The organism is Exiguobacterium sp. PHA03 (assembly GCF_041945985.1).
GTDB lineage: Bacteria > Bacillota > Bacilli > Exiguobacteriales > Exiguobacteriaceae > Exiguobacterium_A.
In genome coordinates this window covers 1,222,095-1,249,072 of record NZ_JAUTYQ010000001.1, presented here as the reverse complement: position 1 = coordinate 1,249,072, position 26,978 = coordinate 1,222,095, and the positions used below count along the sequence as shown (strand labels likewise).

The following is a 26,978-nucleotide window of genomic DNA, read 5'->3' as shown; positions in this document are numbered from 1 at the left end:
AGGGAGCGATTGCAATGGCAAAATATCTAGTAATCGTCGAGTCACCCGCTAAGGCAAAAACCATTAAACGTTATCTCGGATCCAACTATACCGTGAAAGCGTCGATGGGGCACGTCATTGACTTGCCGAAAAGCCAAATGGGAGTCGACGTCGAACATGACTATGAACCGAAATATATCACGATCCGTGGTAAAGGTCCGGTCTTAAAAGAACTCAAGACAGCTGCGAAAAAAGCACAAAAAATCTATCTTGCAGCCGACCCCGACCGTGAAGGGGAAGCGATCGCATGGCATTTAGCCAAAGCATTAGGCGTTGATGAATCAACAGAGTGCCGCGTCGTTTTCAATGAAATCACGAAAGATGCCATCAAGGATTCGTTCAAGCGACCACGCAAGCTCAATTATGATCTTGTGGATGCACAGCAAGCACGTCGTATCTTGGACCGCCTTGTTGGTTATAGCATGAGTCCGTTATTATGGAAGAAGATCAAAAAAGGTTTATCTGCAGGACGTGTACAATCGGTTGCTGTTAAGATGATTATCGACCGGGAACAAGAAATCAATGCGTTCATGCCAGAAGAATACTGGACGATCAAACTCGAACTCGATGCAAACGGTGAAAAGCTCGAAGCAAACTTCTACGGAGTGGATGGTAAGAAACGTGAACTTCATTCGCAAGAAGAAGTCGATCAAATCTTGAATCAACTCTCAGAAGACTTTACAGTTGATTCCGTCACGAAAAAAGAGCGGAAACGGAATCCAGCGTTACCGTTTACGACTAGTTCTTTGCAACAGGAAGCAGCACGTAAACTGAATTTCCGAGCGAAGAAGACAATGATGATCGCACAACAGCTATACGAAGGAATCGAGATCGGAAAAGAAGGTACGGTCGGTTTGATCACGTATATGCGTACCGATTCAACACGGACGTCTGAATCGGCGAACCTCGAAGCACACGGGTTCATCGAGCAGGCGTATGGAAAAGAATACATCGCAAGTGAAAAACGCAAAGAAAAAAAATCAGCGAACTCACAGGATGCGCACGAAGCGGTTCGCCCGACTTCGACAATGCGTGAACCACAACTCGTTAAATCGTATCTATCGCGTGACCAATTCCGTTTATATAAACTGATCTGGGAACGATTCGTCGCAAGTCAGATGGCGCCAGCAATTCTCGATACCGTCAAAATCGACCTTGTCTCGAACGATGTTATGTTCCGTGCGAACGGATCAACTGTTAAATTCCCAGGCTTCATGAAGGTTTACATCGAAGATACCGATGATGAGGCCGTTACCGACGTCAAGGAAGGATTACTTCCTCCACTTGATAAAGGGGAAGAGTTGAAACAATCAGCAATCGAACCGAAGCAACACTTTACTCAACCACCACCACGTTATACGGAAGCGCGTCTTGTCCGGGCGATGGAAGAACTCGGAATTGGTCGTCCGTCGACGTATGCGCCGACACTCGATACGATTCAAAAACGGGGTTACGTGACGCTTGAAGAGAAGAAATTCTTACCAACGGAACTTGGTGAACTCGTCATCGATATGATCAGCGACTATTTCCAAGAGTTCATCACCGTCCAGTTCACGGCAGACATGGAAGCTCTACTCGATGCGATCGAAAAAGGCGACATGCAGTGGACGGAAGTCGTCGATCCAATCTATAAATCCTTTGCGAAACGTCTGACACGAGCGGAAGCAGAGATCGAGAAGATTGAAATCAAAGATGAACCAGCTGGAGAAGATTGTGAAGTCTGTGGTCATCCGATGGTCATAAAGATGGGACGTTATGGTAAGTTCATGGCGTGCTCGAATTTCCCAGAGTGTCGTAACACGAAACCGATCCAAGTCGAGATTGGTGTGAAGTGTCCGACATGTGGAACCGGTGATATCGTCGAACGACGAAGTAAAAAAGGACGTTTGTTCTACGGTTGTTCGAACTATCCGGAATGTGAGTTCGTTTCGTGGGATAAACCGGTCGAAGAACCATGTCCGGTATGTAGCAATATGATGGTACAAAAGAAAATCAAGAACGGTGTGAAAGTAGAATGTACATCTTGTGGACATCATGAAACACGCATCGATCAGGAGCAAGAGGAGGAATGACCGTTGAAACGTGTAACGGTAATCGGCGCGGGACTTGCAGGTTCTGAAGCAGCATGGCAACTTGCAAAACGCGGCGTACAAGTAGATTTATATGAAATGCGGCCAGTCAAACAGACACCCGCGCACCATACAGACCAATTCGCAGAACTCGTCTGTTCGAACTCACTTCGGGCAAATCAGCTGACGAACGCAGTCGGTGTATTAAAGGAAGAAATGCGTCAGCTCGATTCCTTGATCATGAAGGCGGCAGACTTAGCGAGCGTCCCAGCAGGTGGAGCACTTGCTGTCGATCGGCATGACTTTGCAGGATACGTGACGGAAACGTTGAAAAACCATCCGAACGTTACAGTCCACCACGAAGAAATCGAAGCGATTCCAGATGGTCCGACGATCGTTGCGACGGGTCCGTTGACGAGTGCGGCATTATCGGAATCACTTAAACAATTCACAGGCGAAGATTACCTGTACTTCTTCGATGCAGCGGCACCGATTCTCGACGGGGATACAATCGATCGTGAGAAGGTGTACCTAAAATCGCGTTACGATAAAGGAGAAGCTGCCTACTTGAATTGCCCAATGACGGAAGAAGAATTCCAACTCTTCTATGACGAGCTAATCAATGCGGAAGTCGTTCCGTTGAAGGAATTCGAAAAAGAGATTTACTTCGAAGGATGCATGCCTTTTGAAGTACTCGCTTCTCGTGGTCCGAAAACGCTCTTATTCGGACCAATGAAGCCAGTCGGACTCGAAGATCCGAAAACAGGAAAACGACCATATGCTGTCGTTCAACTGCGTCAAGACAATTCAGCAGGGACACTGTTTAATCTCGTCGGCTTCCAGACACATTTAAAATGGGGCGAACAAAAGCGGATCATTCGTTTGATTCCAGGTCTTGAAAATGCAGAAATCGTCCGTTATGGTGTTATGCATCGGAACACGTTCGTCAACTCACCGAACTTGTTGAAACCGACGTATCAAACACGTACGCGTGACGACTTGTTCTTTGCTGGTCAAATGACAGGGGTCGAAGGATACGTCGAGTCAGCAGCATCCGGCTTGACTGCCGGAATCAATGCGGCGCGTCTTGTTAACGAGGCAGAACCGGTTACATTCCCGCAAGAGACGATGATGGGTGCAATGTCGCATTACATCACGACGACGGAGGGGAAAAATTTCCAGCCAATGAATGCCAACTTCGGTTTGGTTCCGGCACTTGTCGGTCACCCGGTTCGGATGAAAAAACCAGAGAAGTATGCGCTCTATGCAGAGCGAGCGCTTGAAGCGATCAAAGTTTTCACGGATATGTGATTGTTGATGGGGAGAAAGGCGTGATTCAGCGCTCTTTCTCCCCATTTCTTAATTTGTCATAAAAGCGTGATAATTTCGTTAATTTTTCGGTTTTTGGTCTATTGTCAGACTACTTGGTCTGTGCTATGCTAAGGGCGATTCGAGAATGAAATGGTCAGAAGGGGGCGCATTCATGGGGATAGACACTGCTTTTGAGCGACTGCTAGAAGATTTCATGCGGTATGTTCATATTGAACGTCAATTATCTCCGAATACAGGTCGCTCTTATGATCAAACACTTCGACAATACGCCGCTTTTTGCCGCGATCATCAATTACGATCGATTGAATTGGCAAGTGCACGGCGTTATTTGTATGCTCTTTACGATCAGGAGCTGGCGCGAGCAACGATTGCGCAAAAAGTTTCCTGCCTCAAACAATTTGGTCGTTTTTTGACACGTGACACCGATGAACCTAATCCATTTGATGGATTAAAAGCACCAAAACGACAACAAGGACTTCCGACATTCCTTGTCCCAACGGAATATGAACGTTTCCTCGATGCATTTCGATCGAGTGATACGCTTGGTAACCGGAATGTCGCGTTAGTGGAACTTTTATATGCGACGGGTATGCGAGTCAGCGAGGTCGTTCAACTGGATCTTCGTGATCTCGCAACTGATCATTCCTACGTCCATGTGTATGGAAAAGGTGGGAAAGAGCGCATTGCGCCAATTGGAACCTTTGCGAAAGATGCATTAGAACTGTACTTACCATCACGAGATCCAGTTGCAGGTCATGAGCAAGCATTGTTCTTGTCTCATTCAGGACGTCGATTGACGACGGATGCGATTCGGAAAATCATGAAAAAAGGGGAACAACTCGTTGGGAAACATGTGACACCCCATGCGCTTCGTCATAGTTTCGCGACGGATCTGCTAGAAAGAGGAGCCGATTTGCGAGCGGTCCAGGAGCTACTTGGACATGCATCTCTTTCGACGACCGGTCAGTATACACACGTAACAACGGAACGATTACGACATGTTTATCAACAAGCACATCCTCGTGCCTAAGGGAGGAAACATTGATGTTTCATGCAACGACGATTTTTGCGATTCAACATAACGGACAATCCGCGATGAGTGGAGACGGACAGGTGACTTTCGGAAACCAAGTCATCATGAAGAAAAGTGCGAAAAAAGTACGGCGCCTCTATGGTGGCAAAGTCATTGCCGGATTTGCTGGAAGTGTCGCGGACGCGTTTACACTCTTTGAAAAATTCGAAGCGAAGCTTGAAATGTATAACGGGAACTTACAACGGGCAGCTGTTGAACTGGCGAAGGAATGGCGAGGCGATAAGATGTTGCGTCAACTTGAAGCACTCTTACTCGTCATGGATGGAACACATCTATTACTTGTATCCGGAAACGGAGAAGTCATCGAACCGGATGACGGCATTCTTGCGATCGGTTCAGGTGGTAATTATGCGCTTGCTGCAGGTCGCGCGTTAGCTCGACACGCAAGTCATCTCACGGCAGAAGAAATCGCTCGTGCGGCGCTTGAGACGGCTGGAGAACTCTGTGTCTTTACGAACGATCAAATCATCTTAGAAACGATCGGAGGCAATGACCATGCATGAATTGACGCCAAGACAAATCGTCGAGAAGTTGAATGAACATGTCATCGGACAAGCTGATGCTAAACGTGCGGTGGCGATCGCTTTACGTAATCGATACCGTCGACAATTACTCGATGCATCGATGCGGGATGAAGTCACGCCAAAAAATATCCTGATGATCGGACCTACCGGTGTCGGAAAAACAGAGATTGCGCGACGTCTCGCGAAACTCGTCCGAGCGCCGTTCGTCAAAATCGAAGCGACGAAGTTCACGGAAGTAGGATATGTCGGTCGTGACGTAGAATCGATGGTACGAGATCTTGTGGAAGCGTCTCTACGTCTTGTCAAAGATGAGAAAAAAGAAGCGCTTAAAGATCGGGCGGAGGCAGTGGCGAACGAACGAATCGTTGATGCGTTGTCTGGCAAAAAAGCGTCATCTGGTCTCGGGGGTGGAACGAATCCGTTTGAGATGTTGTTCGGTGGGAACCAAAAGCAGCAAGAGCCAGATACATCGGAAGCAACAGCTGATCGTTCGCTACTCCGTCAGCAATTGCTGACAGGTCAACTCGAAGATCGAATGATCGAGGTCGATGTTGAAGAACGTCAAGTTGATTTATTCTCCGGACAACAAGGCATGGAGGGGCTCGCAAATCTTCAGGATATGCTTGGACAAGTCATGCCGAAGAAAACGAAGAAGCGCCAGCTCACGGTTAAAGAAGCACGTCCGATTTTGACCGCAGAAGAAGCGGAACGATTGCTTGACTTAAATGAAGTTCATGACGAAGCGGTCCGCCGTGCAGAACAAATGGGCATCATTTTCGTTGATGAGATTGATAAGATTGCGACAAAGGGACATGATTCAGCAGGTGTTTCACGAGAAGGTGTTCAACGAGATATTTTGCCGATCGTTGAGGGATCGACGATCGTCACGAAATATGGACCAGTCAAGACGGATCATATCTTGTTTATCGCTGCCGGTGCATTCCATATGGCGAAACCGTCTGATCTAATTCCTGAACTCCAAGGTCGTTTCCCGATCCGTGTCGAACTCGACAGTTTGACGGAAAATGACTTTGTTAAAATTTTAACTGAACCGAATCAAGCATTACTCAAACAATATAAAGCATTACTAGGGGCAGAGCACGTTCATGTCACCTTTACAGAAGAGGCCATTCGTGAAATTGCACGGATTGCTGCACAGGTAAACGATGAGACGGATAATATCGGAGCGCGGCGCTTGTATACGATCATGGAGCGCGTACTTGAAGAATTATCCTTCGAAGCAGCAGACATGCCTGAAACGGATGTAACGATCACGCCACAATACGTGACGGATCGTGTTGGAAAAGTAGCAGATGATCGAGACTTAAGTCAGTTCATCTTATAAAGTGGAGGAAGAAAAAATGAATTTATTGGCGAAAACGCGGAAGCTGAATACGATGTTACAACAAGAAGCAAGCACACATGTTGATTTCAAGGTCATGGCTGATCGGCTCAGCGAAGTCATGGAATCGAACACATTCATCGTAAGTCGACGCGGTAAGTTACTAGGTATCGCAATTAAGCAACAAATCGAAAATGACCGGGTCCGTGGTTTCTTGGAAGAACGCCAATTCCCGGAAGATTACACGAAAAAATTATTTAACGTCACTGAAACGACAGCAAACATTGCCATCGATAGCGAACACACGGCATTCCCAGTCGACAACCGTGATACGTTCGAAACGTCGAAAACGACGATCGTACCAATCATCGGTGGTGGAGAACGCCTTGGTACGCTTGTCCTAGGCCGTATGGTAGAAGATTTCAACGAAGAAGATCTCGTGCTTGCAGAGTATGGGGCGACAGTCGTTGGGATGGAAATCCTTCGTGAGAAGGCTCATGAAGCGGAAGACAAGGCACGTAAGAAAGCAGTCGTTCAGATGGCGATCAATTCGTTATCTTATTCAGAACTCGAAGCAATCGAACATATCTTCGAAGAACTCGAGGGTAATGAAGGACTACTTGTCGCTTCAAAAATTGCCGATCGTGTTGGTATTACGCGTTCTGTTATCGTCAATGCACTTCGTAAACTCGAAAGTGCAGGAGTCATCGAGTCACGTTCGCTTGGTATGAAGGGAACGTATATTAAAATCTTAAATGATAACTTCCTATATGAATTAGAGCGAATTAAATCAAACTAAAAATAGAAAATGGATATTAATAAATAAGAGACCTAGTAAAGTACTAGGTCTCTTTTGTTTGACTAGGTATTATTTATCATTTTTATAAGAAAAGGGAATAAAAAACAGAATATTAGCATCTCATTACCCTATTTTTCAAAAAACTTCTTTTCAAACATTGACCTATTTGTTTCAATTATTTCAGATGTGTTACTAATGACTTAATATTTGTCGCAAATTCGAATACTAGTTCCATGAGTGGAGGAAAGAACATGAATTGGTTAGGGTCTGACTACAGTTTGATGACGCAAGCCGTCAATCGAACGGTCATGGCACAAGAAGTTATTGCTAAAAATATCGCGAATGTCGATACACCGGGTTATAAGGCGAAGCGAGTGGCGTTTGGAGATGTTCTCGATTCAGAGATGAAGATGAGCCTAAAACGTCATGCAACAATCGGAACGACCGGTAGTATCGTCGATCGACCAAATACGATGCGTAATGATGGAAACGGTGTCGATATCGATCTTGAGATGTCTGAATTATCACGCAATCAAATTGAGTATGAGGCGCTCGTGGAGCAATTAAATCGTAAGTTCTCGGGTATCCAGTCTGTCATCCGGGGAGGAAAATAATCGATGAGTATGTTCAATGGCTTTCATACATCTGCGTCTGGGCTTACTGCCCAGCGTTTACGACTGGATACTGTCTCAGCAAACATCGCCAATGCTCAAACGACACGTGGTGAGCTTGTCAACGGTCAATGGCAACCCTATGCAAGGAAACTTGCTGTTTTAAAAGAAACTGCTAATGGGGTCACGGTCAGCGAATTGAAGAAAGATCCTGAACCATTCAAATTAGAATATAATCCGACGCATCCAGATGCGGATGAACTTGGATACGTCAAGATGCCGAATGTCGATCTATTGAAAGAAATGGTCGACATGATGGGAGCGACACGTTCTTACGAAGCGAACGTAACGGCCTTAAATGCAACAAAAGCGATGCTCGTCAAAGCGATGGAGATCGGTAAATAAATAGAGGAGATGACGGGATGGCAATTCAACCTATTCAAAACATGCAAATGGTCTTACCCACTCAGACAATCGCGAAGACGACACCAAGTGATTTCAGTGAGGTGCTCAGCGAGGCGATGAACGGACTGAATGCAACACAGCAAGCCTCATCTCAAGCGCGTGTCGACCTAGCGACAGGGAAGACGACGGATCTACATAACATCATGATTAAAACAGAAGAGGCATCGCTTTCTATGCAACTCGCCCTTGAAGTCCGAAACAAAGGCATCGAAGCATACCAAGAAATGATGCGTATGCAACTGTGACTGTTAAGGAAAGCGTGGGAGATGTTGAATGAACGAACGAATAAAAGCTCGATTCGGAGCTATGAATACGACATGGAAAGAGTGGTCACTTGCGAAAAAAGCGATGATTCTTGGAAGCATCGTCGTCGTTTTAGCAGCGTTGATTGTCGCCACTATCTGGTTATCTAAACCAACGATGACGCCACTTTATTCGAAATTGTCACCTCAAGAGGCAGGGCAAGTAACAGAAAAGCTAAATGAGGATGGAATCGCGTCGGAAGTCGTCAGCTCAGCAAACGGTGTGACGATTCTCGTTCCGGAAGCAAACGTGGAAAACTTGAAAGTCGAATTAGCAACGGCAGGTATTCCGAAGTCTGGTCAGATTGATTATTCCTTCTTTAGTGAGAATGCTGGATTTGGTACGACAGATAAAGAAATGAATATTCTTGAACGCGATACGATGCAGACAGAACTTGAAAACTTGATTACACAAGTTAACGGAATCGAGTCTGCAAAAGTCATGATTACTCTTCCAGAAAAGAGCGTCTTTCTCTCCGATGAAAAAGAATCTTCAACGGTTTCTGTCGTCTTGACTTCTAGTGCGGGTAGTAATCTGAACAATCAAACAGTCCAAGGTCTTTACCATCTGATTGCAAAGAGTATCCCGAACTTAAAAGAAGAAAATATTACGATCATGGATCAGTACTTTACGTACTACGAGCCAGGTAACGCTACGCAAACAGCGGGCGGGACAGATCCGATGGCGCTGAAAAAAACGACGGAAAACGATTTACGTAAACAGATTCAACAAATGTTGTCTGTCGTTCTCGGTCCACAAAAAGCGCTCGTTTCGGTTACGGCAGATGTCGATGTCACGAAACGTCAGGAAGAACAAAAGCTTGTTGAACCAGTAGATCCCGATAAAATCGAAGGGATTGTCACATCGGCAGAAAAAGTAGCAGAGGCGTATACAGGGTCTGCGAATGCCGGAACAGCAGGTACGGGACAAAATGAGACGACGAACTTCCCAGCAGGTACTGGAACGACCGGTGATACGAGTGAGAAGACGCACGACATCATCAACTATGAAGTCAATCGCATCACGAAACAGATTACAGGTGCTCCTTATGAAATTCGGGATTTAGGAATTCAAATCATCGTCGAGCCGCCAAAAGGTCAAAATCAAATCGATCCGCAATTACAGACGGATTTACAAACGATGATGTATTCCATCATTCGGACGTCGTTAACGAAGACGGATGCGAAAACGACGCTGACGGATGCAGAACTTGCTAATAAAGTCGTTGTCATGTCTCGACCGTTCGCTAAAACAACGACGGCGACGAAAACGACGACGGCGACACCGATGTGGGTATGGTTCGCGCTTGGTGGTGCAGCAATCCTCGTCATTGGAGCAGTCATTCTCCTCATGCGTCGACGGAGAGCGAATGAAATCGAAGAACTTGAGGAATGGACGCCGATCGAAACCGAAATTCCTGAACTCTCAACAGAAGATACAAGCGATGGTGCGGTCAAACGCAAACAGCTTGAGAAACTCGCCGCGTCTAATCCGGATGAGTTCGCAAAATTATTACGTACTTGGTTAGCGGAGGATTGATGAGATGAAGAAGCTAGAAATGAACAGTCGTGAAAAGGCTGCGATTCTCATGATTTCGTTAGGTCCTGAAGTCGCTGCCAGTGTATATAAACATTTATCGGAAGAAGAGATGGAATGGTTAACCCTTCAAATCTCTAGCATGAAACGGATTGATCCAGAAGAGAAGTTAGTCGTCCTTGATGAGTTTCATGAACTAGCGATGGCGCAGAACTATATCACGCAAGGTGGAATCGGATTTGCTAAATCTGTCCTTGAAAAAGCACTTGGCGAAGAAAAAGCGATGGAACTCATCTATCGCCTGACGTCGACTTTACAAGTCCGTCCGTTTGAGTTTGCACGCAAGGCAGATCCGAAACAGCTTCTGAACTTCATTCAAAATGAACATCCACAAACGATCGCACTTGTTCTTGCCCATCTCGATCCTGCAAAATCAGGTCAGATTCTCTCGGAGCTCCCGGCAGAAGCACAGTCCGATGTAGCAAGACGGATTGCGACGATGGACCGGATGAATCCGGAAATCATCAGTGAGGTAGAACAAATTCTTGAACGGAATCTATCACAAGCAGGGATGCAAGATTTTGCTCAATCGGGAGGCATCGAGGCTGTCGTTCAAGTATTAAATGGCGTCGACCGCACAACGGAACGAACGATTCTCGATACGCTCGAGATTCAGGATCCAGAACTTGCGGAAGAAATCAAAAAACGGATGTTCGTCTTCGAAGACATCGTCACACTCGATGCGCGGGCGATACAGCGAATCATTCGCGAAGTCTCAAACGAGGATTTACTATTGGCACTCAAAGTATCGTCAGACGATGTCAAAGACATGGTCTATCGCAACATGTCACAACGGATGGTCGAGTCGTTCAAAGAGGACATGGAATTCATGGGTCCTGTGCGTCTCCGAGACGTCGAAGAAGCTCAAAGTCGAATCGTCGGAATCATCCGCCGCTTAGAGGACATGGGTGAGATCGTCGTTGCTCGTGGTGGAGGAGATGATATTGTTGTCTAACGTCATCAAGAGACAAGCAGTAATTGAACGACAGGAGCGAACGCTCGTGCAGGTTCGGACCAGTCAGGAAGAGCCTACGATCGTTCCAGATACATTCTACGAAGAGAAGATGGCAGAAGGACACGCTGAGTTAGAGCGCCTTCGACAGGCGATGCTCCTAGATTTCGAACAGCGTCAACAGCAGTTCGAGCAAGAACGCCTTCAAGCGTTAGAAGAAGCACGTCAACAAGGGTATCAAGCTGGATTTGAAACAGGACATGCGGAAGGTCAAGCAACGTTTGAAGAGCAGATTGCCAAAACGAATTCGTTTGCTGATCGCCTAGAAGAGCAGAGTCAAGAACGATTGATGCGACTAGAACATGAATTATGTGTCCTCGGACTCCAAGTGACACATCAATTTTTAGAACAGTTACATGATGAAGAGGAAGAAGCGTTATACCAATTGTTACATCAATTGATCATTCAGTTCCGCGATCGTGAAAAAATCATCATCTATGCGTCACCGGCGGATTTTGAACGGGTCGTGTTACTTGAAGAACGACTACAAGGCGTTCTAGGTGCCAACGCAACGATTCAATTGCGATTTGATCCAGCGTTAAAGGCACGTGATTATCGGATTGATTCGGAGAATGGAGCGATCACTGGCGGTTTAACCAGTGGCTTTGAAGCATTGCAAACCAAAATCAATGAGGTTTTACATCATGTTTAATCTCAATGCGATGCAGGCCGCGGTTCGAGAAATTCGCTCAGAAGAACTTGTACAGCACTCTGGTAAGGTCGTCCAAGTGATCGGGTTGATGATCGAATCGCGAGGACCGACAGCAGTGGCAATCGGTGAGCGGTGTTTAATCCAAATCCAACAACGTCAGACAATCGAAGCAGAAGTCGTCGGATTTAGAGAAGGGCATGTCCTACTCATGCCATACGGTGAAACGACATCGATTGCTCCAGGCTCGATTGTTCTTGCGACAGGAAAACCACTCCACGTTCCAGTAGGGAACGAACTGATTGGTAAGGTGCTTGATGGTCTAGGAAGACCACTAGATGGTGAGTCATTAGAAAATTTACGCACGACATCGATCGTTCGTAAACCACCTAGTCCACTCGAACGTCCTCGCATCAGTGATGTTCTCTCGACTGGCATCCGTGCCATTGATGGACTGTTGACAGTCGGTCAAGGACAACGTGTAGGTTTGTTCGCAGGATCAGGTGTCGGAAAATCGACATTACTCGGGATGATCGCGAAACGATCGACAGCAGACATCAATGTCATCGCTTTGATTGGTGAACGAGGACGTGAAGTCAAGGAATTTGTAGAGGCAGAACTTGGTGAAGAGGGGATGAAACGATCTATTTTAGTCGTAGCAACGAGCGATCAACCTCCACTTGTTCGTCTAAAAGGTGCCTATACGGCAACGGCAATCGCTGAATATTTTCGAGATCAAGGGAAAAATGTGGTCTTGATGATGGACTCAGTTACTCGTTTTGCGATGGCACAGCGGGAAATCGGTCTTGCAACAGGTGAACCCCCTGCGTCGAAAGGATATACACCAAGCGTATTCGCTCTGCTTCCTCAGCTACTTGAACGGAGCGGGAAAACACAAGACGGTTCGATTACTGCTTTCTACACAGTCCTCGTCGATGGAGACGACATGAATGAACCAATCGCCGACGCCGTACGAGGGATCTTAGACGGTCACTTCGTTCTGGATCGTAACCTTGCGAACAAAGGGCAGTTCCCAGCGATTCATGTCTTACGGTCCATCAGCCGTGTCATGAATCAAATTACGACATCTGAACAAAAGACCGCTGCTGTCGCATTTCGACAATTGTTATCGACGTATCTCGATTCGGAGGACTTAATCAATATCGGAGCATACAAAACAGGAACGAACCCGGAAATTGACCGTGCCGTCGATACATATCCGGAGCTGATTCGTTTCTTGAAACAACAAATTCATGAAGACAGTGATTTCGAAGCGGCTTGTCATCAACTCATGGCAACGATTCAGTAAGGAGGACGAATGATGAAGACGATCTATGAACGAATCATTCCTTTAGCTGAAGCGGAGAAGGATCGCGTCGCTAAAGAACTGAGCCTTCATAAAAAGCAATATGAGCTTGAAGTCGAAAAATTATATCATCTGCTCGTTCGATATGAGTCCTTTCTGAAGGCACAAGATGAGATTGGCGTCGTGGAACTGACGTCTTCGCAATATCGAGAACGCGCTCGGGATGTCGTGAAGCAGGAAATCGAACGACAGCAATTGTACGTGACACAATCGAAAAATCGTTACGAACGTACACAAGAAGCACTCGAACGAGCGTTAATCGAAGAGAAGAAATTTAGTCGTCTCCAAGAGAATCATACAGTCGAAACGAAACGAATCGAAGCATTGACGGAACAAAATCAATTAGATGAACTGGCATTGTTACAGTTTGGAAGAGGACGGATGATATGAGTGAAAATAAAACATCAAAAGGGTGGATTTTACCTTTATTGGTCATTCCTTTGATTTTAATCTTGTTGACGGCTTATTTCGTATTGAATTATGCGAATGGACGTCCACTACTATCCTTACCGTTCGCAACCGAAAAAACGACTACGAATCAGGCGAATCCATCAGCAGAACTCGAACGTCGTCTGAAAGTAGCGAATCAAGAAATCAAAAAATTACGCAATCAAAGTAAGGAACAATCGGATACCTTAAAAGCGAAAGAGCAGGAAGTTGAACGTTTGATTGCTGAGAGGGATCAGTTAAAACAGACACCTGCGCAAACAACGGATCAAACAAAAACGACGAAGAAAAAAACAGCATCCGTGACGGATGTATATGCTGAAATGGCACCAAAGGATGCTGCGCTGATTTTAAATGAACTCAGTCCGACCGAAGTCGTACCAATCATCGAGGACATCGATGCGGAACAACAGGCGGCGATCATTGCCAAGATGGATGCTAAGAAAGCAGCCGCCTTGACACAGTTACTCGCGACGAAGTAAGGAGGGAAGCCTGATGAACATGACGGAAGTAACACAACCATCCTTCCCGACCTTAAATACAGGATCAGGAAAAAAAGGAGAGATGACTACGGTTGGTGGTCAATTCGCCTCATTACTTGATTATCTGACAAAACTGCCGACGGCGTTACCGTCATCAGTCTCAGCGGATGCGATGACACTCGAGCCGGAAACGGAGACGCAACCCTTACCGGACTGGATGCAACAACTTGTAGACCAGCCGGATGAGATTCTCTCCTTACTGAAACAACCAGAAGTAGAGGCGTTAAAACAAGACCCAAAGAAAATGGAGCAACTTCTAGCGTTCGTCAAACAATTGCTCGAAGGAAATATGGAGCAGGCGAAAGGTCAGTTCGATCAATTGCCACCATCACTTCAACAGTTCGTCTTGCAGACAATGACGAATGATACGATCAAAGTAAAAGATTATGACACGAACATGTTAAAGCAGTCGCCAGTTTCAACAATGGACGGAGTGGTTTCTGCGATGCCAGTGAAACAGACACTCCCGCAAACTGGTTCTGTTGTCGAAACGATCAAGCCGGACACTGTAGCTGTAGCCGAGCAGGCAAAAGGAAAAACACCGCTTCCGTTAGCATTCGCTTCACTCATGCGAAAAGCGACCATGCCCGTTGATCCAGAAGGAAAAGCCGCACCGCCTCCGATGAGTATGCCGATTTACAGAGGCACTCCGTTGCAAACGATTCGTCCAGTGCCGCTACCTGTCTCAGAACAGATTCAACAACGGATTGAAGCCGCACTGCAGCAAGCACCATTCATAAAAGGTGCGGATGGGTCCACACGATTGTCGATTCGCCTGTACCCAGAGCAACTTGGTGAGGTTGTCGTTCAACTCGATCGTAAAGAAGGGGCATTGACTGTCAAACTATTTGCGAGCACCGAGCAAGCAAAACAATCAATCGAGCAACAACTTGGGAAATTACAAACCGTCTTGCATCAACAGACACCAGTCGTAAAGATCGAGACGGGGATGATTGCTTCGAGTGCGCGGGAGTTCCAACAATCTTTCACACGTGATCAGCAGGAGCATGAGTCACCGTATCAAGAGACACCCGTTCCAGTAGACGAAGAAGAGGAGGAAGACGATGACTGACGCAATCAAAACGGATAGTAGTTCATACCAGCTTCCTGAAAAATCACAGGTACCGACGAATAAAGCGATGGATAAGGATATGTTCATGAAAATTCTGATTGCCCAGCTTTCGAATCAGGATCCAACAGCACCGATGGAAGACAAGGATTTCATCGCTCAAATGGCCCAGTTTTCTTCGCTGGAACAGATGCAAGCAATCGGGAAGACGATGGATACGATGGTCTTGAACCAACATGCAACAGCATTGCTGTCCTACAGCAATCTGATTGGTAAAAAAGTCAGTTATGAAGCGGAGTCGAAGACGACGGATGCTTCAGGTGCTGAGCAGACGACCACCGTCGAAGAGACAGCCAGTGTCGTTAGTGTAAAACGGGATGGGCTGGATATCATGGCCGAACTATCGAACGGAAAACAGATCAGTGTTTACGAGTTGACGCAGATTCAATCAAAGGAGGAAAAATAATGTTACGTTCAATGTATTCAGGAATCAGTGGGCTTAAGAACTTCCAGACAAAACTGGATGTCGTCGGGAATAACATCGCGAACGTCAACACGTTCGGTTATAAAAAAGGACGGGTGACGTTTAAAGACCTCGTCAGTCAATCGGTCGGCTCATCATCTGGTGCAGGCGGCAATGTCGGTGGGACGAACCCGAAACAGGTCGGTCTTGGAGCATCGATGTCAACAGTCGATAATGTGTATAACCAAGGTGCGCTTCAGAATACAGGTCGCGTCCTCGATGTCGGGATCTCTGGGGAAGGATTCTTCCAGGTCGTCACGGCGGAAGGGATTCGTTATACCCGTTCAGGTAACTTCTATACGGATCTTGATGGAAACTTAGTTACAGGTGACGGAAACTACTTAATCGGTACCGGGACACAAGCAGCTGCAAACGGTACTCCGCCAGTACCACTCCCGGAAGCAGGTGGTGCAGGATTCCAAAAACTAAAAGTACCAACGGATGCACGTAACTTATCGATTGGTAAAGACGGTCTCGTCACTTACGTCGATACGACGGGAGCATTGCAAAACGTCGGTTATATCACGATCGCGAACTTTGCTAACCCGGGTGGTCTAGAAAAATCAGGTGTCAACGTATTCGCCGCATCACAGAACTCAGGTCCACCGGTACTCGGAACACCGAGCTTGAACGGAATGGGACAGTTGACGTCGGGAACGCTTGAGATGTCGAACGTCGACTTATCAGAAGAATTCACGGAGATGATCATTGCTCAACGTGGTTTCCAGGCGAATACGCGAATCATCACGACATCGGACCAGGTTCTTGAGGAACTGGTCAATTTGAAACGATGATCACGTTAACGACGTTACGTAACGCACCACTCGTACTGAACGCCGTGTTGATCGAATCCGTCCGTTCTACACCGGATACGACGATTCAACTCATCGGAGGACAGATTTATGTCGTGAAGGAATCAATGGAAGAGGTCAAAGCAATCGCAATCGCTTTTTATCAACAAATCGGATTAGCGGGCTTGAACAGTGTAAGGAGGCTCGAAGATGGCCGAGGAAAAGAAGAAGAGTAAACTGAAAATCCCCTTGATCATGATCATTGTTGCAGCATTGATGATCGGGGCAGGATACATGATCATGAATTATTTTTTAGCAAATGACACGACGGAAGCAAAAGTTGAACAACCGACAGGTGAAGAACTTGATGCACGAAGTCTGCAAACGGACGACTTGACAACGAACATCGCTGACGAACGTTTCTTAAATGTCCAGTTCACGATCGTCACCGATGATCAAGCAACGCGTGACGATTTAGAATTACGAAAGTTTCAAATCAATAACATCATCTTGGGTGACCTTTCGGCTATGAAAAAGTCGGACTTAGACTCAAAAGCGGATATGGAGAAGCTTGAAGAGCGGTTACGGATGCAATTCAAAAAGCTCATCCAAGAAGGCGATGTCCAGCGTGTCTACACGACGAAAAAAATCATCCAGTGAGGTGGCAGCATGAGCGAAGTATTATCCCAACATGAAATCGATGCCTTGCTATCAGCCATTTCAAGCGGAGATATGGAAGTCGAGGAAATCCGAAGTCAAGAGGAGCAGCGTCGAGTCAAGGTCTATGACTTTAAACGAGCACTCCGTTTCTCAAAAGATCAATTACGGAATTTGACGCGTATTCATGAACAGTTCGCCCGAGTCTTGACGACACATTTTTCTGCACAACTTCGGACATACGTTCAGTTCACGGTTAATACGGTCGAACAACTTCCGTATGATGAATTCATTCATTCCATTCCGAACATGACGTTGATCAATCTAGTGAATCTTCATCCGCTCGATGGAAAAGTCTTATTTGAAGTCAATCCGAACATCGCCTATGCGATGCTCGATCGTTTACTTGGGGGACCAGGTGAAGGAATGAACAAGATCGAGAATTTGACGGAAATCGAGACACGTATACTAACACAACTGTTCAAGCGTGCCTTCGTTCAATACGGGGCGGCTTGGGAGTCGGTAACAGAAGTCGAAGCGGAATACGATGATTTGGAAATCAATCCGCAGTTTCTGCAACTGGTCTCTCCAAATGAGACAGTCATTCTCGTCTCGATTTACGTAACGGTCGGAGAAGTGAGCGGTACGTTGAATGTCTGCTTGCCGTTCGTGACCCTTGAATCCGTTCTTCCGAAATTATCAAGTCATTATTGGATGCAACAAGAAAAGCGAACGACAGCAGATAATCAAGAGTCTGAACACATGCAAACGCAGTTGATGAGTTCCGTCGTCGATTTAAAAGCAGTGCTCGGCCAAACAGAGCTTTCGTTTGGTGAATTGTTACACCTCGAAGTAGGCGATTGTTTATCCCTGAAGACACGAGCCTCGGATGCCGTCGATGTATTCGTCGACGACCGGAAGATGTTCAAGGCGCGACCGGGATTAAACGGGAAACACCTCGCTTTGCAAGTCTTACAACGAATTGAGGAGGAATAACATGAGCGATATGCTTTCGCAAGATGAAATCGATGCGTTATTACGCGGAACGCCATCCACCGATGAACCGCAAGAGCCAGACGTAAAGGAAATACTAGATGACATGGAGATTGATGCATTAGGGGAGGTCGGAAATATCTCACTTGGTAATTCGGCAACGGCCTTATCGGCATTGTTGAATCAAAAAGTAGAGATTACGACACCGCACGTCCGAATGATCTCTATGGAAGAATTACGCAGTCGTTATCCGATTCCGCACGTCGCGCTACGTGTCGGTTATACGGAAGGATTCAAAGGAGAAAACGTCCTGATCCTGACACAGCGAGATGCTTCCGTCATCGCGAACCTGATGATGGGAGGCGATGGCGTCATCGACGAGTCACTGGAGATGGACCCGATTGCTCTATCTGCCGTACAGGAAGCGATGAACCAGATGATGGGAGCAGCTGCTACCTCGATGTCGACTGTATTCTCGATGCGAATCGATATTTCGCCGCCAGCAGTTGAAATCTTCGACTTTTCTCAAGATAAGAGTATCGTCGATAGCTTTTCTCTTTGGGAGAACATGGTCATCATCGAGTTTGATCTTAAGATTGGCACGATGATCGATTCAAAAATCGTTCAATTAGCACCACTGGACTTCTCGAAACAATTGATTCAAAAACTCTTTAGCGCGAGTACGACTCAACAAGCAGAGCCTGCACCACAAGTAACGGAGCAAGCACAACCATCACCATCACCACCATCGGCGCCAGCAATGGCACAACAAACTACAGTTGCATCACCTGAACCGAAAGCAACGCCAGTCGGTGTCAGTCCGGTTCAATTCAGCCAATTAGGTGAGATGGAAGTAGAGGGTACGCCAGGAAATATTGGGATGTTATATGACGTTCCGTTGAACGTCACGGTTGAGTTAGGACGGACACGTCGCTCCGTTCGTGACATATTGGAATTGACACAAGGTTCCGTGATTGAGCTGGATAAACTGGCAGGAGAACCGGTTGACGTTCTCGTCAACAATACATTGATCGCAACAGGTGAAGTGGTCGTCATCGAAGAAAACTTCGGTGTACGCATTACAGAAATCGTAAATACAAAAGAACGTCTTCGGATGTTCTAAGGAGGAACTAATATGAGTGCAAAAGTATTAATCGTAGACGACGCCGCTTTCATGCGGATGATGATCAAGGAAATCTTATCGAAGAACGGCTATGATGTCGTCGGTGAAGCAGAAAACGGACGCGAAGCGGTCTCTAAGTACAAGGAATTGACACCGGACCTCGTCACGCTAGACATTACGATGCCTGAAATGGACGGAATCTCTGCGCTTAAAGAAATCAAAGCATTTAACCCTGCCGCTAAAGTCATCATGTGTTCAGCGATGGGGCAACAGTCGATGGTCATCGATGCGATTCAAGCAGGTGCAAAAGATTTCATCGTTAAACCGTTCCAAGCGGATCGTGTGCTTGAAGCGGTCTCGAAAACTGTCTCGTCATGAAAAAAGTGACTTTGCTGATTTGTCTCCTGTTTCTGCTTGCGCTTCCTGTGCAAGCGGAAACAGTCGAAGAAAAATTGAATCCAACTCAGAGCGATACACCAACGACTCAGCAAGTCGATGAGAGTCCTTCCATGGCGTTGACTATCTTCAAAGGAGTCGTCGTTCTCGTCGTTTTGATCGGCGGATTCATCCTTGTGACACGATTCATTCATGAACGGACACGAGGTGTGAGACATTCTGGTCGATTGACTCACCTAGGTGGTGTACCACTAGGAAAGGATCGATCCGTCCAGTTAGTGAAGGTGCAGGACAAGATTTATGTCGTAGGTGTTGGAGAGAACGTACAGTTGTTAGATACACTTGATGATTTAGAGGGATATGAGCCGATGGATCTTGAAGAGTCTTCATCTAAAACGGGATCTTCACCGTTTCTTGAGACATTCAAACAACAACTCGAACAATTGCAAAAGAATCGAGGACGCTCATGAACACGATTGAAAATCTAATCTCACTTGATACTCCTTCAGGAACGGCGACATCGATCAAACTACTCGTATTGCTGACATTATTGTCGTTAGCCCCTTCATTACTGATCTTGATGACTTGTTTTACGCGTGTCGTCGTCGTGTTGTCTTTTGTCCGTTCTGCCCTTGGAACACAACAAACGCCGCCGAACCAGCTACTCGTTGGACTGGCACTGTTCATCACGCTGTTCGTCATGTCACCCGTTTTATCAGAATTGAACACGACAGCCTTGAAACCGTATATGGCAGATAAAATCAGTCAAGATGAGGCATTTGATAAAGCTGGGGATACGATGAAGCGATTCATGTCAAAACACACGCGAACGAATGATTTAGAGTTGTTCTTAAAATACGGCAATTATGAAAAACCGAAAAAGATTGAAGATATCCCACTCGTCGCACTCGTTCCAGCATATGCGATTAGTGAATTGAAGACGGCTTTTCAAATCGGATTCATGATCTTCATTCCATTCCTTGTCATTGATATGGTCGTCTCGAGTGTCTTGATGTCGATGGGGATGATGATGTTACCGCCGGTCATGATTGCCTTACCGTTTAAACTTTTGTTATTTATTTTAGTCGATGGCTGGCACCTGATCGTTGAATCACTGCTCGTCAGTATGCGTTAGGGGGAGAGAAGATGACTCAAGAAATGATTATTCAGTTGGCAAGCTCTGCTGTCTGGACATTACTAAAAGTATCAGCTCCCTTATTACTGGTCTCGCTCGTCGTCGGTCTGCTCGTCAGTATTTTGCAGGCGACGACACAGATTCAGGAACAGACGCTATCGTTCGTTCCAAAGATCGTTGCCGTATTTTTAGCACTCGTTTTTTTCGGACCATGGATCATGCAGGAATTACAGACCTTTACGATTGACTTATTTAAGCAAATCGCTGAGGTTTCCCGCAAATGACGTTACTATCTTTCCTGAGTGTTTTTTTGCTCGTCTTTGGACGAATCGTCGGTTTTCTTGTCGCGGCTCCATTGTTTTCCTCAAAGCAATTACCAGCGCAACATAAATTAGCGCTTGCGGCCGGTCTTGCTTACTTTGCGAGTTACGCTGTAAAGACAGACGTTCGAGTAGAAGACTTCGATTTTTTCTTTCGGATGGGAACGGAAGTTTTAGTGGGTCTAGCGCTTGGCTTACTTGCTAGTTTTTTATTGTATGCGCCACAAATTGCCGGTTCGATCATCGATTTGCAGATGGGTCTCGCGATGGCTTCCGCTTATGACCCGATGTTTGGTGGACAGTCACCGATCGTCGGACGATTTTATTACATGTTGACGTTACTTGTTCTACTCGCTTCTGATATGCATTTAATCCTGCTTGACGGAATCTACACGAGTTTTCAAATCTTTCCGCCGGGCAGTCTGCTTGCGGTATCGGGCGACGCTGGGATGAGTCTTGTCATTCGGGTCGTTGGGCTTGCCATGTTAACTGCGTTACAAATGGCGATGCCACTTGTCGTTTCCCTATTTTTAGTGGATCTCGCACTCGGATTCCTCGCGAAGACGGCACCTCAGTTCAACATTTTTGCAATTGGTTTTTCCGTCAAACTGCTGATGGGATATGTGATTCTATTTTTATTAGCAGGTGCAACGATCACAGGAATCGGTCGATTCGTTCCGTTGTTGCAGGATGTACTTGCAGATGCCATTCGATTACTAGGAGGTTGAGGACATGCATTCATATCGATTACGCCTTGATCTTCAGTATTTCGCTGGTGAAAAGACGGAAAAGGCGACACCTCGAAAGCGGGATGACTCCCGTAAGAAGGGACAAGTCGCAAAATCAGCAGATTTAACAAGCAGTTTCATGTTGTTCGCCATGTTTCTCGTCCTCTATTTTTTTGGTCCGTTTCTAGGACGGCGTTTCGTTCTCGTCCTGCAAGATGGTCTTAGTGCTAGTCAAGTCCTGCAAGCGGTCGAAGAAGGACGAGTTGAACAGATTCTCATCGAGATGCTGATGCAAATGGGGATTTTAGTCGCACCTTTCTTTTTAACAGCGGTCGTGATTGGTATTCTCGGAAACTTCGTCCAAATCGGTGTGCTCTTAAGCGGTGAGGCGATTCAGCCGAAACTGGACCGGATCAATCCGCTTCAAGGCGTCAAACGGATCGTGAGCGTCAAAGCACTCGTCGAGTTTTTGAAATCGGTCTTTAAATTGCTGGTGATCGGTGTAACAAGTGGAACAGTCTTATGGAACAACAAGGTCGAGATCTCGAGATTGACCTCGGAACCGATTGGCGATGCGTTAGCTATCATTGGTCATTTAACATTTTTACTCGGTTTATCGGTCAGTATCGCCTTGATTGCATTAGCCATTCTTGATTTTGCCTATCAGAAATTTGATTTCGAGAAGTCGATCCGAATGAGTAAGCAGGATTTAAAGGATGAGCATAAAAACACAGAGGGTGACCCTCAAATCAAAGGAAAGATTAAACAACAACAACGGGAGATGGCGATGCGGCGGATGATGCAAGAAATACCAAATGCCGACGTCGTTATCACGAACCCGACCCATTATGCGGTAGCGATCCAATACGATGACGGTAAACATATGGCACCGATCGTCGTTGCGAAAGGTGTAGATGCTGTCGCGTTCCGGATTCGGGAGAAGGCGACAGCAGCTGAGGTCCCGATTGTTGAAAACCGTCCGCTCGCGCGGGCGTTGTTCGCTCAATCAGAAATTGGTATGGCAGTGGATGAAACGTTCTATCAGGCGCTCGCTGAAACACTCGCCTTTGTCTATCAACTGAAACAAGCAAAATGAAAGGATGAAGCATCATGAGTATATCAACAAGAGATTTAACGGTCCTGCTAGGCGTCATCATGATCGTCTTCATGCTCGTCATTCCACTGCCCGCTATCATGCTCGATTTTTTAATCATCATCAATATTCTCATTGCCTTGATGGTATTGCTCGTTGCGATGAATGCCAAAGAGGCACTAGAGTTTTCTGTCTTTCCAACATTGTTATTGATCGTTACCTTGTTTCGTCTTGCGCTTAACGTCTCGACGACACGGGCAATCCTGTCAAACGGAAACGGTGGCGAAGTCATCGAGGCTTTCGGTAACTTCGTGGTCGGCGGTAAGCCGCTCGTCGGCTTCGTCGTCTTCTTGATTCTCGTCTTAATCCAGTTCCTCGTCATCACGAAGGGTTCGGAACGGGTCTCGGAAGTGTCGGCACGTTTTACGCTTGATGCGATGCCAGGGAAACAGATGGCAATCGATGCTGACTTGAATTCCGGTATGATCGATGAATTACAAGCTCGGACCCGCCGCCAAAAAATCCAGTCTGAAGCAGACTTTTACGGTGCGATGGATGGTGCCTCGAAGTTCGTTAAAGGAGATGCGATCGCCGGGATCATCATCGTCATCATCAACTTAATCTTCGGTATGATCATCGGTGTCGTTCAGCAAGGTTTACCGATGGCAGATTCAGTCGAACTGTACACGTTACTGACGGTCGGAGACGGTCTTGTCAGTCAAATCCCAGCCCTTTTAATTTCGGTGGCGACCGGGATCATCGTCACGCGCTCGACTTCAGACGGAAACCTCGGTGAGGATGTCATCGGTCAATTGGCACGGACACCTTTACTTGTCGGAATCGCAGCTGGGGCGATCTTCTTTCTCGGATTGTTCACGGCGATTCCCGACTACGTCACGATGCCGATTGCAGCCCTGTTCGGCTTCTTCGCTTGGCGGATGAAGCAGACGACGAAGACGATGCAAGAAGAAGTTGCGGTCGAAGAAGCACCGAGTGAAAACTTACGATCAAGCGAATCAGTCATTTCCTTACTCAATGTCGATACGATTGAATTCGAATTCGGTTACGGATTGATTCCACTCGCTGATGAAGCCCAAGGCGGCGATTTACTCGATCGTGTCGTCATGATTCGTCGGCAGCTAGCGCTTGAACTTGGATTCGTTCTACCGACCGTTCGGATTCGCGATCATCTGCAGTTATCCCCGAACCAGTATCGAATCAAGATTCGCGGAAGTGAGATGGCAAGTGGTGAGCTTTTACTGGATCATTACTTAGCGATGAGCCCAGGTGTCGATGATCCAGAAATTCGAGGTATCGAAACGGTCGAACCAGCCTTTGGTATGCCAGCACTCTGGATTGATGAACAGACACGTAGTCGAGCAGAGATGTCAGGGTATACGGTCGTTGATCCACCATCTGTCGTCGCGACACATTTGACGGAGCTCTTGAAGAAACATGCCGCTGAATTACTCGGACGAGAAGAGACGAAACAATTGGTCGATCATTTGAAGGAATCGCATCCGATTCTAGTCGAAGAAGTCACACCACAGCTGTTATCGATCGGTGAACTTCAAAAAGTATTCGTTCAATTACTAAAAGAAAAAGTCTCGATTCGAAATCTACCATTGATTTTCGAAACGCTCGCAGATTATGCAGCTGTGACGAAAGACAGCGAATTGCTCGCGGAATATGTTCGTCAATCCTTATCGCGTCAAATTACGGAACAGGTCATGCAAGGAGATGTCTTGCACGTCGTGACGATCTCAAGTGAGATGGAACTGGATATCCAGTCGGCCATCCAAAAGACTGAGTTCGGTAATTATTTAGCGCTTGATCCCGAAAAGGCGACACGTTTCATCGAGACGTTACAAGAGCGAGCAATGGAATTCGAACGATACGGGGCGCATCCGATCATCCTGACTTCTCCAAGTATCCGGATGTTCGTTCGTCAATTGACAGAACGCTATTTTCCAGATATTCCGATTTTGTCCTATAACGAATTAATGCCGACGATCGAAGTCAAGAGTATTGGGGTGATTTAAGAGATGATAGTCAAAAAAGTCACGGCGGATTCTGTTAGCGAGGCCATGGAACGGATCAAACGCGAACTCGGGAACGATGCCATTATATTAAATACTCGCCACATCAAAGTGGGCGGATTCTTTGGTTTATTTGCGAAGAAAAAAGTGGAATTGGTTGCATCGGTGGATGAACATGTCTCAAGCGAACCTGTCGTCTCGAAGCAAGCAACGAGTCGACAGGAGGTTGTGGAAATTATCCAACCAGTACCAGTGCGTCCGACGATTGTTACGGTCGGCGAGCGACCATTGCCAAAAGAATTGCGACATTATGCGCCGTTACTGGCTGAACCAGCGTTACAGCAGGTATCTGAACGATTACACGAACGGTTATTGACTGCGTATTATCAAACACAACAAACGGAGTTAACGGATCTCTTGACGGAAGAAGTGAACGCGTCATTACGCGTGACACCGTCGACTACACGGTATGTCATGTTGACAGGACCGACTGGTGTCGGAAAGACAACGACCATCGCTAAGCTTGCTGCTCACCATGCTCTCATTAAAAATCAACGAGTTGGACTCATCACGACCGATACATACCGGATCTCAGCGATTGAACAATTAAAAACATATGCAGACATATTAGGCATTCCGATTCATGTCGCATATGACTTGGATGATTTCGAACGAGCCAAGCAGGCGTTAGCATCGTGTGACATCGTACTTGTCGATACAGCGGGGCGAAATTTCTTAGACGAAGCGTATGTGGAGCAGTTACGAAGTCGGCATGATTTTGCGGATACGGATGTATTTTTGGTTCTTAGTTTGACCTCGAAATACCGAGATTTATTACAAATCCACGACCGTTTCGGCAAGATTCCCTTATCCGGAATCGTCTTTTCGAAAGCAGATGAAACAAGTGAACTCTGGTCGATATTCGGACTCGCGACCGAGACGAAGTTGCCGATCTATTGTGTGACGACGGGGCAAGAAGTGCCGGAAGACATCACGTTCGCTACGGCGGATGAGTTATCCCGAATGATTGTCGAGAGAGGGATGAGATGATGCGAGAAGATCAAGCACGTGTCTTACGATCTAAAGTGACCGTCAAGGAAACGAAGACGATTGCCATCGTGAGTGGAAAAGGTGGCGTCGGTAAAACGAATGTCGCGGTGAATCTTGGCGTGGCATTATCGTTGCAAGAAAAACGAGTGCTTTTGATTGATCTTGATATTGGAATGGCGAACATCGGGATTCTATTCGGTAAATCGTCGAAGTCATCTTTAATGGAATGCGTCAAACGACGAGAATCACTCCAGCACGCAATCGTGGAACAGTCTCCGTCTCTTCATTTCATTCATGGCGGAAGTGGTTTTGCAGAATTGACGAATCTGACGAAGGAAGAAGTGATGTTCCTTCTACGGGAGTTCCAATTTTTCTATGAATATGACTATGTGTTACTCGATTTAGGAGCCGGTGCGAATCATCAGACATTTGATTTCATCAGTAGTGCAGACGAAGCATGGTTGATTGTCACGCCAGAGCCGACTTCGATCATGGACGGATATGCGTTTGTCAAACTGGCACACCATCATGCGACGGATCTTCCGATTTCCGTTGTTGTCAATCGGGCGACGAATGGTGGGGAAGCGCTTGAAACATTTGATCGATTAGCACTTGTCAGCCAACAGTTCTTGCAAAAACCTCTTCGCTTTACCGGTTTTTTACCAGAAGATCCGACAGTCGTTAAAGCAGTCAAGGCACAGATGCCATTTTATTTAATGGATCGAACGAGCGACGTCAGTTGGCGGCTCGATCACATCACGACATCGTTAACAGGTGTACAAGTCAAGGAACGGAAGTTTTTAGATCGATTGTTACATCGTCTGAAAAAAAGAAAAGATCATGTCCGTTAAGATTAAAGGAGGGTATCAGTC

General features: G+C 46.4%; 31 protein-coding genes. All 31 read left to right on the top strand.

What is annotated here, in order from left to right:
* Positions 1-14 precede the first annotated feature (14 nt).
* Positions 15-2,111, top strand: coding sequence for a type I DNA topoisomerase (topA, locus tag Q7C19_RS06710; protein ID WP_375091894.1), 2,097 nt, complete (start codon positions 15-17; stop codon positions 2,109-2,111).
* Between the two features lie 3 nt (positions 2,112-2,114).
* Positions 2,115-3,419 carry an FADH(2)-oxidizing methylenetetrahydrofolate--tRNA-(uracil(54)-C(5))-methyltransferase TrmFO gene (gene trmFO / locus Q7C19_RS06705; RefSeq protein ID WP_375091893.1) on the top strand — a complete coding sequence of 435 codons (1,305 nt, stop codon included), beginning with the start codon at positions 2,115-2,117 and terminating at the stop codon, positions 3,417-3,419.
* 145 nt (positions 3,420-3,564) lie between these two features.
* A complete protein-coding gene (locus Q7C19_RS06700; RefSeq protein WP_231496840.1) occupies positions 3,565-4,470 on the top strand; it encodes a tyrosine recombinase XerC in 906 nt (301 codons plus the stop codon).
* Positions 4,471-4,484: 14 nt separating this feature from the next.
* Entirely contained in the window at positions 4,485-5,036 is a 552-nt protein-coding gene (hslV, locus tag Q7C19_RS06695) for an ATP-dependent protease subunit HslV (protein WP_023468727.1), read from the top strand.
* A complete protein-coding gene (gene hslU, locus Q7C19_RS06690) occupies positions 5,029-6,402 on the top strand; it encodes an ATP-dependent protease ATPase subunit HslU (protein WP_375091892.1) in 1,374 nt (457 codons plus the stop codon). The genes hslV and hslU overlap by 8 nt, the downstream gene beginning before the upstream one ends.
* Before the next feature lie 16 nt (positions 6,403-6,418).
* Positions 6,419-7,198: a GTP-sensing pleiotropic transcriptional regulator CodY gene (codY, locus tag Q7C19_RS06685; RefSeq protein WP_023468725.1), complete on the top strand. Its 780-nt coding sequence runs from the start codon at positions 6,419-6,421 to the stop codon at positions 7,196-7,198.
* 251 nt (positions 7,199-7,449) lie between these two features.
* Positions 7,450-7,812 carry a flagellar basal body rod protein FlgB gene (gene flgB / locus Q7C19_RS06680; RefSeq protein WP_035406967.1) on the top strand — a complete coding sequence of 121 codons (363 nt, stop codon included), beginning with the start codon at positions 7,450-7,452 and terminating at the stop codon, positions 7,810-7,812.
* A gap of 3 nt (positions 7,813-7,815) precedes the next feature.
* Positions 7,816-8,214 carry a flagellar basal body rod protein FlgC gene (gene flgC / locus Q7C19_RS06675; protein ID WP_035406970.1) on the top strand — a complete coding sequence of 133 codons (399 nt, stop codon included), beginning with the start codon at positions 7,816-7,818 and terminating at the stop codon, positions 8,212-8,214.
* Positions 8,215-8,231: 17 nt separating this feature from the next.
* Positions 8,232-8,519: a flagellar hook-basal body complex protein FliE gene (gene fliE / locus Q7C19_RS06670; protein ID WP_035406973.1), complete on the top strand. Its 288-nt coding sequence runs from the start codon at positions 8,232-8,234 to the stop codon at positions 8,517-8,519.
* A gap of 28 nt (positions 8,520-8,547) precedes the next feature.
* Positions 8,548-10,116, top strand: coding sequence for a flagellar basal-body MS-ring/collar protein FliF (gene fliF, locus Q7C19_RS06665; RefSeq protein WP_375091891.1), 1,569 nt, complete (start codon positions 8,548-8,550; stop codon positions 10,114-10,116).
* Positions 10,117-10,120: 4 nt separating this feature from the next.
* Positions 10,121-11,128, top strand: coding sequence for a flagellar motor switch protein FliG (gene fliG, locus Q7C19_RS06660; RefSeq protein ID WP_035406978.1), 1,008 nt, complete (start codon positions 10,121-10,123; stop codon positions 11,126-11,128).
* Positions 11,112-11,837, top strand: coding sequence for a FliH/SctL family protein (locus tag Q7C19_RS06655; protein ID WP_035406981.1), 726 nt, complete (start codon positions 11,112-11,114; stop codon positions 11,835-11,837). The genes fliG and Q7C19_RS06655 overlap by 17 nt, the downstream gene beginning before the upstream one ends.
* A gap of 10 nt (positions 11,838-11,847) precedes the next feature.
* Positions 11,848-13,143 carry a flagellar protein export ATPase FliI gene (gene fliI, locus Q7C19_RS06650; RefSeq protein WP_290753250.1) on the top strand — a complete coding sequence of 432 codons (1,296 nt, stop codon included), beginning with the start codon at positions 11,848-11,850 and terminating at the stop codon, positions 13,141-13,143.
* 12 nt (positions 13,144-13,155) lie between these two features.
* A complete protein-coding gene (locus Q7C19_RS06645) occupies positions 13,156-13,590 on the top strand; it encodes a flagellar export protein FliJ (RefSeq protein WP_035406985.1) in 435 nt (144 codons plus the stop codon).
* On the top strand, positions 13,587-14,129 hold the full coding sequence (locus Q7C19_RS06640) for a magnesium transporter MgtE N-terminal domain-containing protein (RefSeq protein ID WP_056062230.1): 543 nt from the start codon (positions 13,587-13,589) through the stop codon (positions 14,127-14,129). Before Q7C19_RS06645 ends, Q7C19_RS06640 begins: the two co-directional genes overlap by 4 nt.
* A 13-nt stretch (positions 14,130-14,142) precedes the next feature.
* A complete protein-coding gene (locus Q7C19_RS06635) occupies positions 14,143-15,261 on the top strand; it encodes a flagellar hook-length control protein FliK (protein ID WP_035406992.1) in 1,119 nt (372 codons plus the stop codon).
* A complete protein-coding gene (locus Q7C19_RS06630; RefSeq protein WP_035406995.1) occupies positions 15,254-15,724 on the top strand; it encodes a flagellar hook capping FlgD N-terminal domain-containing protein in 471 nt (156 codons plus the stop codon). The genes Q7C19_RS06635 and Q7C19_RS06630 overlap by 8 nt, the downstream gene beginning before the upstream one ends.
* The gene (gene flgG, locus Q7C19_RS06625; RefSeq protein ID WP_035406998.1) at positions 15,724-16,575 is read left to right on the top strand and encodes a flagellar basal body rod protein FlgG; all 852 of its coding nucleotides are present in this window, start codon (positions 15,724-15,726) and stop codon (positions 16,573-16,575) included. The genes Q7C19_RS06630 and flgG overlap by 1 nt, the downstream gene beginning before the upstream one ends.
* Positions 16,572-16,808, top strand: a complete 237-nt coding sequence (locus tag Q7C19_RS06620) for a flagellar FlbD family protein (RefSeq protein ID WP_035407001.1) — start codon at positions 16,572-16,574, stop codon at positions 16,806-16,808. The genes flgG and Q7C19_RS06620 overlap by 4 nt, the downstream gene beginning before the upstream one ends.
* A complete protein-coding gene (locus tag Q7C19_RS06615) occupies positions 16,783-17,232 on the top strand; it encodes a flagellar basal body-associated FliL family protein (protein WP_035407004.1) in 450 nt (149 codons plus the stop codon). Before Q7C19_RS06620 ends, Q7C19_RS06615 begins: the two co-directional genes overlap by 26 nt.
* A 9-nt stretch (positions 17,233-17,241) precedes the next feature.
* Entirely contained in the window at positions 17,242-18,225 is a 984-nt protein-coding gene (gene fliM / locus Q7C19_RS06610) for a flagellar motor switch protein FliM (protein ID WP_029342065.1), read from the top strand.
* A 1-nt stretch (position 18,226) separates the two neighbouring features.
* Entirely contained in the window at positions 18,227-19,345 is a 1,119-nt protein-coding gene (gene fliY / locus Q7C19_RS06605; RefSeq protein WP_035407007.1) for a flagellar motor switch phosphatase FliY, read from the top strand.
* 12 nt (positions 19,346-19,357) lie between these two features.
* Positions 19,358-19,723, top strand: coding sequence for a response regulator (locus Q7C19_RS06600; protein ID WP_035407009.1), 366 nt, complete (start codon positions 19,358-19,360; stop codon positions 19,721-19,723).
* The gene (locus tag Q7C19_RS06595; RefSeq protein WP_056062223.1) at positions 19,720-20,211 is read left to right on the top strand and encodes a flagellar biosynthetic protein FliO; all 492 of its coding nucleotides are present in this window, start codon (positions 19,720-19,722) and stop codon (positions 20,209-20,211) included. Before Q7C19_RS06600 ends, Q7C19_RS06595 begins: the two co-directional genes overlap by 4 nt.
* Entirely contained in the window at positions 20,208-20,876 is a 669-nt protein-coding gene (gene fliP, locus Q7C19_RS06590; RefSeq protein ID WP_035407016.1) for a flagellar type III secretion system pore protein FliP, read from the top strand. Before Q7C19_RS06595 ends, fliP begins: the two co-directional genes overlap by 4 nt.
* A gap of 11 nt (positions 20,877-20,887) precedes the next feature.
* Entirely contained in the window at positions 20,888-21,160 is a 273-nt protein-coding gene (gene fliQ, locus Q7C19_RS06585; protein WP_023468705.1) for a flagellar biosynthesis protein FliQ, read from the top strand.
* A complete protein-coding gene (gene fliR, locus Q7C19_RS06580) occupies positions 21,157-21,924 on the top strand; it encodes a flagellar biosynthetic protein FliR (protein WP_035407018.1) in 768 nt (255 codons plus the stop codon). The genes fliQ and fliR overlap by 4 nt, the downstream gene beginning before the upstream one ends.
* A gap of 4 nt (positions 21,925-21,928) precedes the next feature.
* The gene (gene flhB, locus Q7C19_RS06575) at positions 21,929-23,020 is read left to right on the top strand and encodes a flagellar biosynthesis protein FlhB (protein WP_035407021.1); all 1,092 of its coding nucleotides are present in this window, start codon (positions 21,929-21,931) and stop codon (positions 23,018-23,020) included.
* A gap of 14 nt (positions 23,021-23,034) precedes the next feature.
* The gene (gene flhA, locus Q7C19_RS06570) at positions 23,035-25,059 is read left to right on the top strand and encodes a flagellar biosynthesis protein FlhA (RefSeq protein WP_290751359.1); all 2,025 of its coding nucleotides are present in this window, start codon (positions 23,035-23,037) and stop codon (positions 25,057-25,059) included.
* A gap of 3 nt (positions 25,060-25,062) precedes the next feature.
* Entirely contained in the window at positions 25,063-26,106 is a 1,044-nt protein-coding gene (locus Q7C19_RS06565) for a flagellar biosynthesis protein FlhF (RefSeq protein WP_375091890.1), read from the top strand.
* Positions 26,103-26,957 (top strand): MinD/ParA family protein, encoded by an 855-nt coding sequence (locus tag Q7C19_RS06560; protein ID WP_375091889.1) that lies wholly within the window; start codon positions 26,103-26,105, stop codon positions 26,955-26,957. Before Q7C19_RS06565 ends, Q7C19_RS06560 begins: the two co-directional genes overlap by 4 nt.
* The last annotated feature ends 21 nt before the right edge of the window (positions 26,958-26,978 follow it).

What these genes read in the sequence shown, in the direction of transcription:
- topA (WP_375091894.1), top strand. Translation starts at nt 15, where the DNA reads ATGGCAAAATATCTAGTAATCGTCGAGTCACCCGCTAAGGCAAAAACC.
- Q7C19_RS06700 (WP_231496840.1), top strand. Translation starts at nt 3,565, where the DNA reads ATGAAATGGTCAGAAGGGGGCGCATTCATGGGGATAGACACTGCTTTT.
- hslV (WP_023468727.1), top strand. Translation starts at nt 4,485, where the DNA reads ATGTTTCATGCAACGACGATTTTTGCGATTCAACATAACGGACAATCC.
- hslU (WP_375091892.1), top strand. Translation starts at nt 5,029, where the DNA reads ATGCATGAATTGACGCCAAGACAAATCGTCGAGAAGTTGAATGAACAT.
- codY (WP_023468725.1), top strand. Translation starts at nt 6,419, where the DNA reads ATGAATTTATTGGCGAAAACGCGGAAGCTGAATACGATGTTACAACAA.
- flgB (WP_035406967.1), top strand. Translation starts at nt 7,450, where the DNA reads ATGAATTGGTTAGGGTCTGACTACAGTTTGATGACGCAAGCCGTCAAT.
- flgC (WP_035406970.1), top strand. Translation starts at nt 7,816, where the DNA reads ATGAGTATGTTCAATGGCTTTCATACATCTGCGTCTGGGCTTACTGCC.
- fliE (WP_035406973.1), top strand. Translation starts at nt 8,232, where the DNA reads ATGGCAATTCAACCTATTCAAAACATGCAAATGGTCTTACCCACTCAG.
- fliF (WP_375091891.1), top strand. Translation starts at nt 8,548, where the DNA reads ATGAACGAACGAATAAAAGCTCGATTCGGAGCTATGAATACGACATGG.
- fliG (WP_035406978.1), top strand. Translation starts at nt 10,121, where the DNA reads ATGAAGAAGCTAGAAATGAACAGTCGTGAAAAGGCTGCGATTCTCATG.
- Q7C19_RS06655 (WP_035406981.1), top strand. Translation starts at nt 11,112, where the DNA reads ATGATATTGTTGTCTAACGTCATCAAGAGACAAGCAGTAATTGAACGA.
- fliI (WP_290753250.1), top strand. Translation starts at nt 11,848, where the DNA reads ATGCAGGCCGCGGTTCGAGAAATTCGCTCAGAAGAACTTGTACAGCAC.
- Q7C19_RS06645 (WP_035406985.1), top strand. Translation starts at nt 13,156, where the DNA reads ATGAAGACGATCTATGAACGAATCATTCCTTTAGCTGAAGCGGAGAAG.
- Q7C19_RS06640 (WP_056062230.1), top strand. Translation starts at nt 13,587, where the DNA reads ATGAGTGAAAATAAAACATCAAAAGGGTGGATTTTACCTTTATTGGTC.
- Q7C19_RS06635 (WP_035406992.1), top strand. Translation starts at nt 14,143, where the DNA reads ATGAACATGACGGAAGTAACACAACCATCCTTCCCGACCTTAAATACA.
- Q7C19_RS06630 (WP_035406995.1), top strand. Translation starts at nt 15,254, where the DNA reads ATGACTGACGCAATCAAAACGGATAGTAGTTCATACCAGCTTCCTGAA.
- flgG (WP_035406998.1), top strand. Translation starts at nt 15,724, where the DNA reads ATGTTACGTTCAATGTATTCAGGAATCAGTGGGCTTAAGAACTTCCAG.
- Q7C19_RS06620 (WP_035407001.1), top strand. Translation starts at nt 16,572, where the DNA reads ATGATCACGTTAACGACGTTACGTAACGCACCACTCGTACTGAACGCC.
- Q7C19_RS06615 (WP_035407004.1), top strand. Translation starts at nt 16,783, where the DNA reads ATGGCCGAGGAAAAGAAGAAGAGTAAACTGAAAATCCCCTTGATCATG.
- fliM (WP_029342065.1), top strand. Translation starts at nt 17,242, where the DNA reads ATGAGCGAAGTATTATCCCAACATGAAATCGATGCCTTGCTATCAGCC.
- fliY (WP_035407007.1), top strand. Translation starts at nt 18,227, where the DNA reads ATGAGCGATATGCTTTCGCAAGATGAAATCGATGCGTTATTACGCGGA.
- Q7C19_RS06600 (WP_035407009.1), top strand. Translation starts at nt 19,358, where the DNA reads ATGAGTGCAAAAGTATTAATCGTAGACGACGCCGCTTTCATGCGGATG.
- Q7C19_RS06595 (WP_056062223.1), top strand. Translation starts at nt 19,720, where the DNA reads ATGAAAAAAGTGACTTTGCTGATTTGTCTCCTGTTTCTGCTTGCGCTT.
- fliP (WP_035407016.1), top strand. Translation starts at nt 20,208, where the DNA reads ATGAACACGATTGAAAATCTAATCTCACTTGATACTCCTTCAGGAACG.
- fliQ (WP_023468705.1), top strand. Translation starts at nt 20,888, where the DNA reads ATGACTCAAGAAATGATTATTCAGTTGGCAAGCTCTGCTGTCTGGACA.
- fliR (WP_035407018.1), top strand. Translation starts at nt 21,157, where the DNA reads ATGACGTTACTATCTTTCCTGAGTGTTTTTTTGCTCGTCTTTGGACGA.
- flhB (WP_035407021.1), top strand. Translation starts at nt 21,929, where the DNA reads ATGCATTCATATCGATTACGCCTTGATCTTCAGTATTTCGCTGGTGAA.
- flhA (WP_290751359.1), top strand. Translation starts at nt 23,035, where the DNA reads ATGAGTATATCAACAAGAGATTTAACGGTCCTGCTAGGCGTCATCATG.
- Q7C19_RS06565 (WP_375091890.1), top strand. Translation starts at nt 25,063, where the DNA reads ATGATAGTCAAAAAAGTCACGGCGGATTCTGTTAGCGAGGCCATGGAA.
- Q7C19_RS06560 (WP_375091889.1), top strand. Translation starts at nt 26,103, where the DNA reads ATGATGCGAGAAGATCAAGCACGTGTCTTACGATCTAAAGTGACCGTC.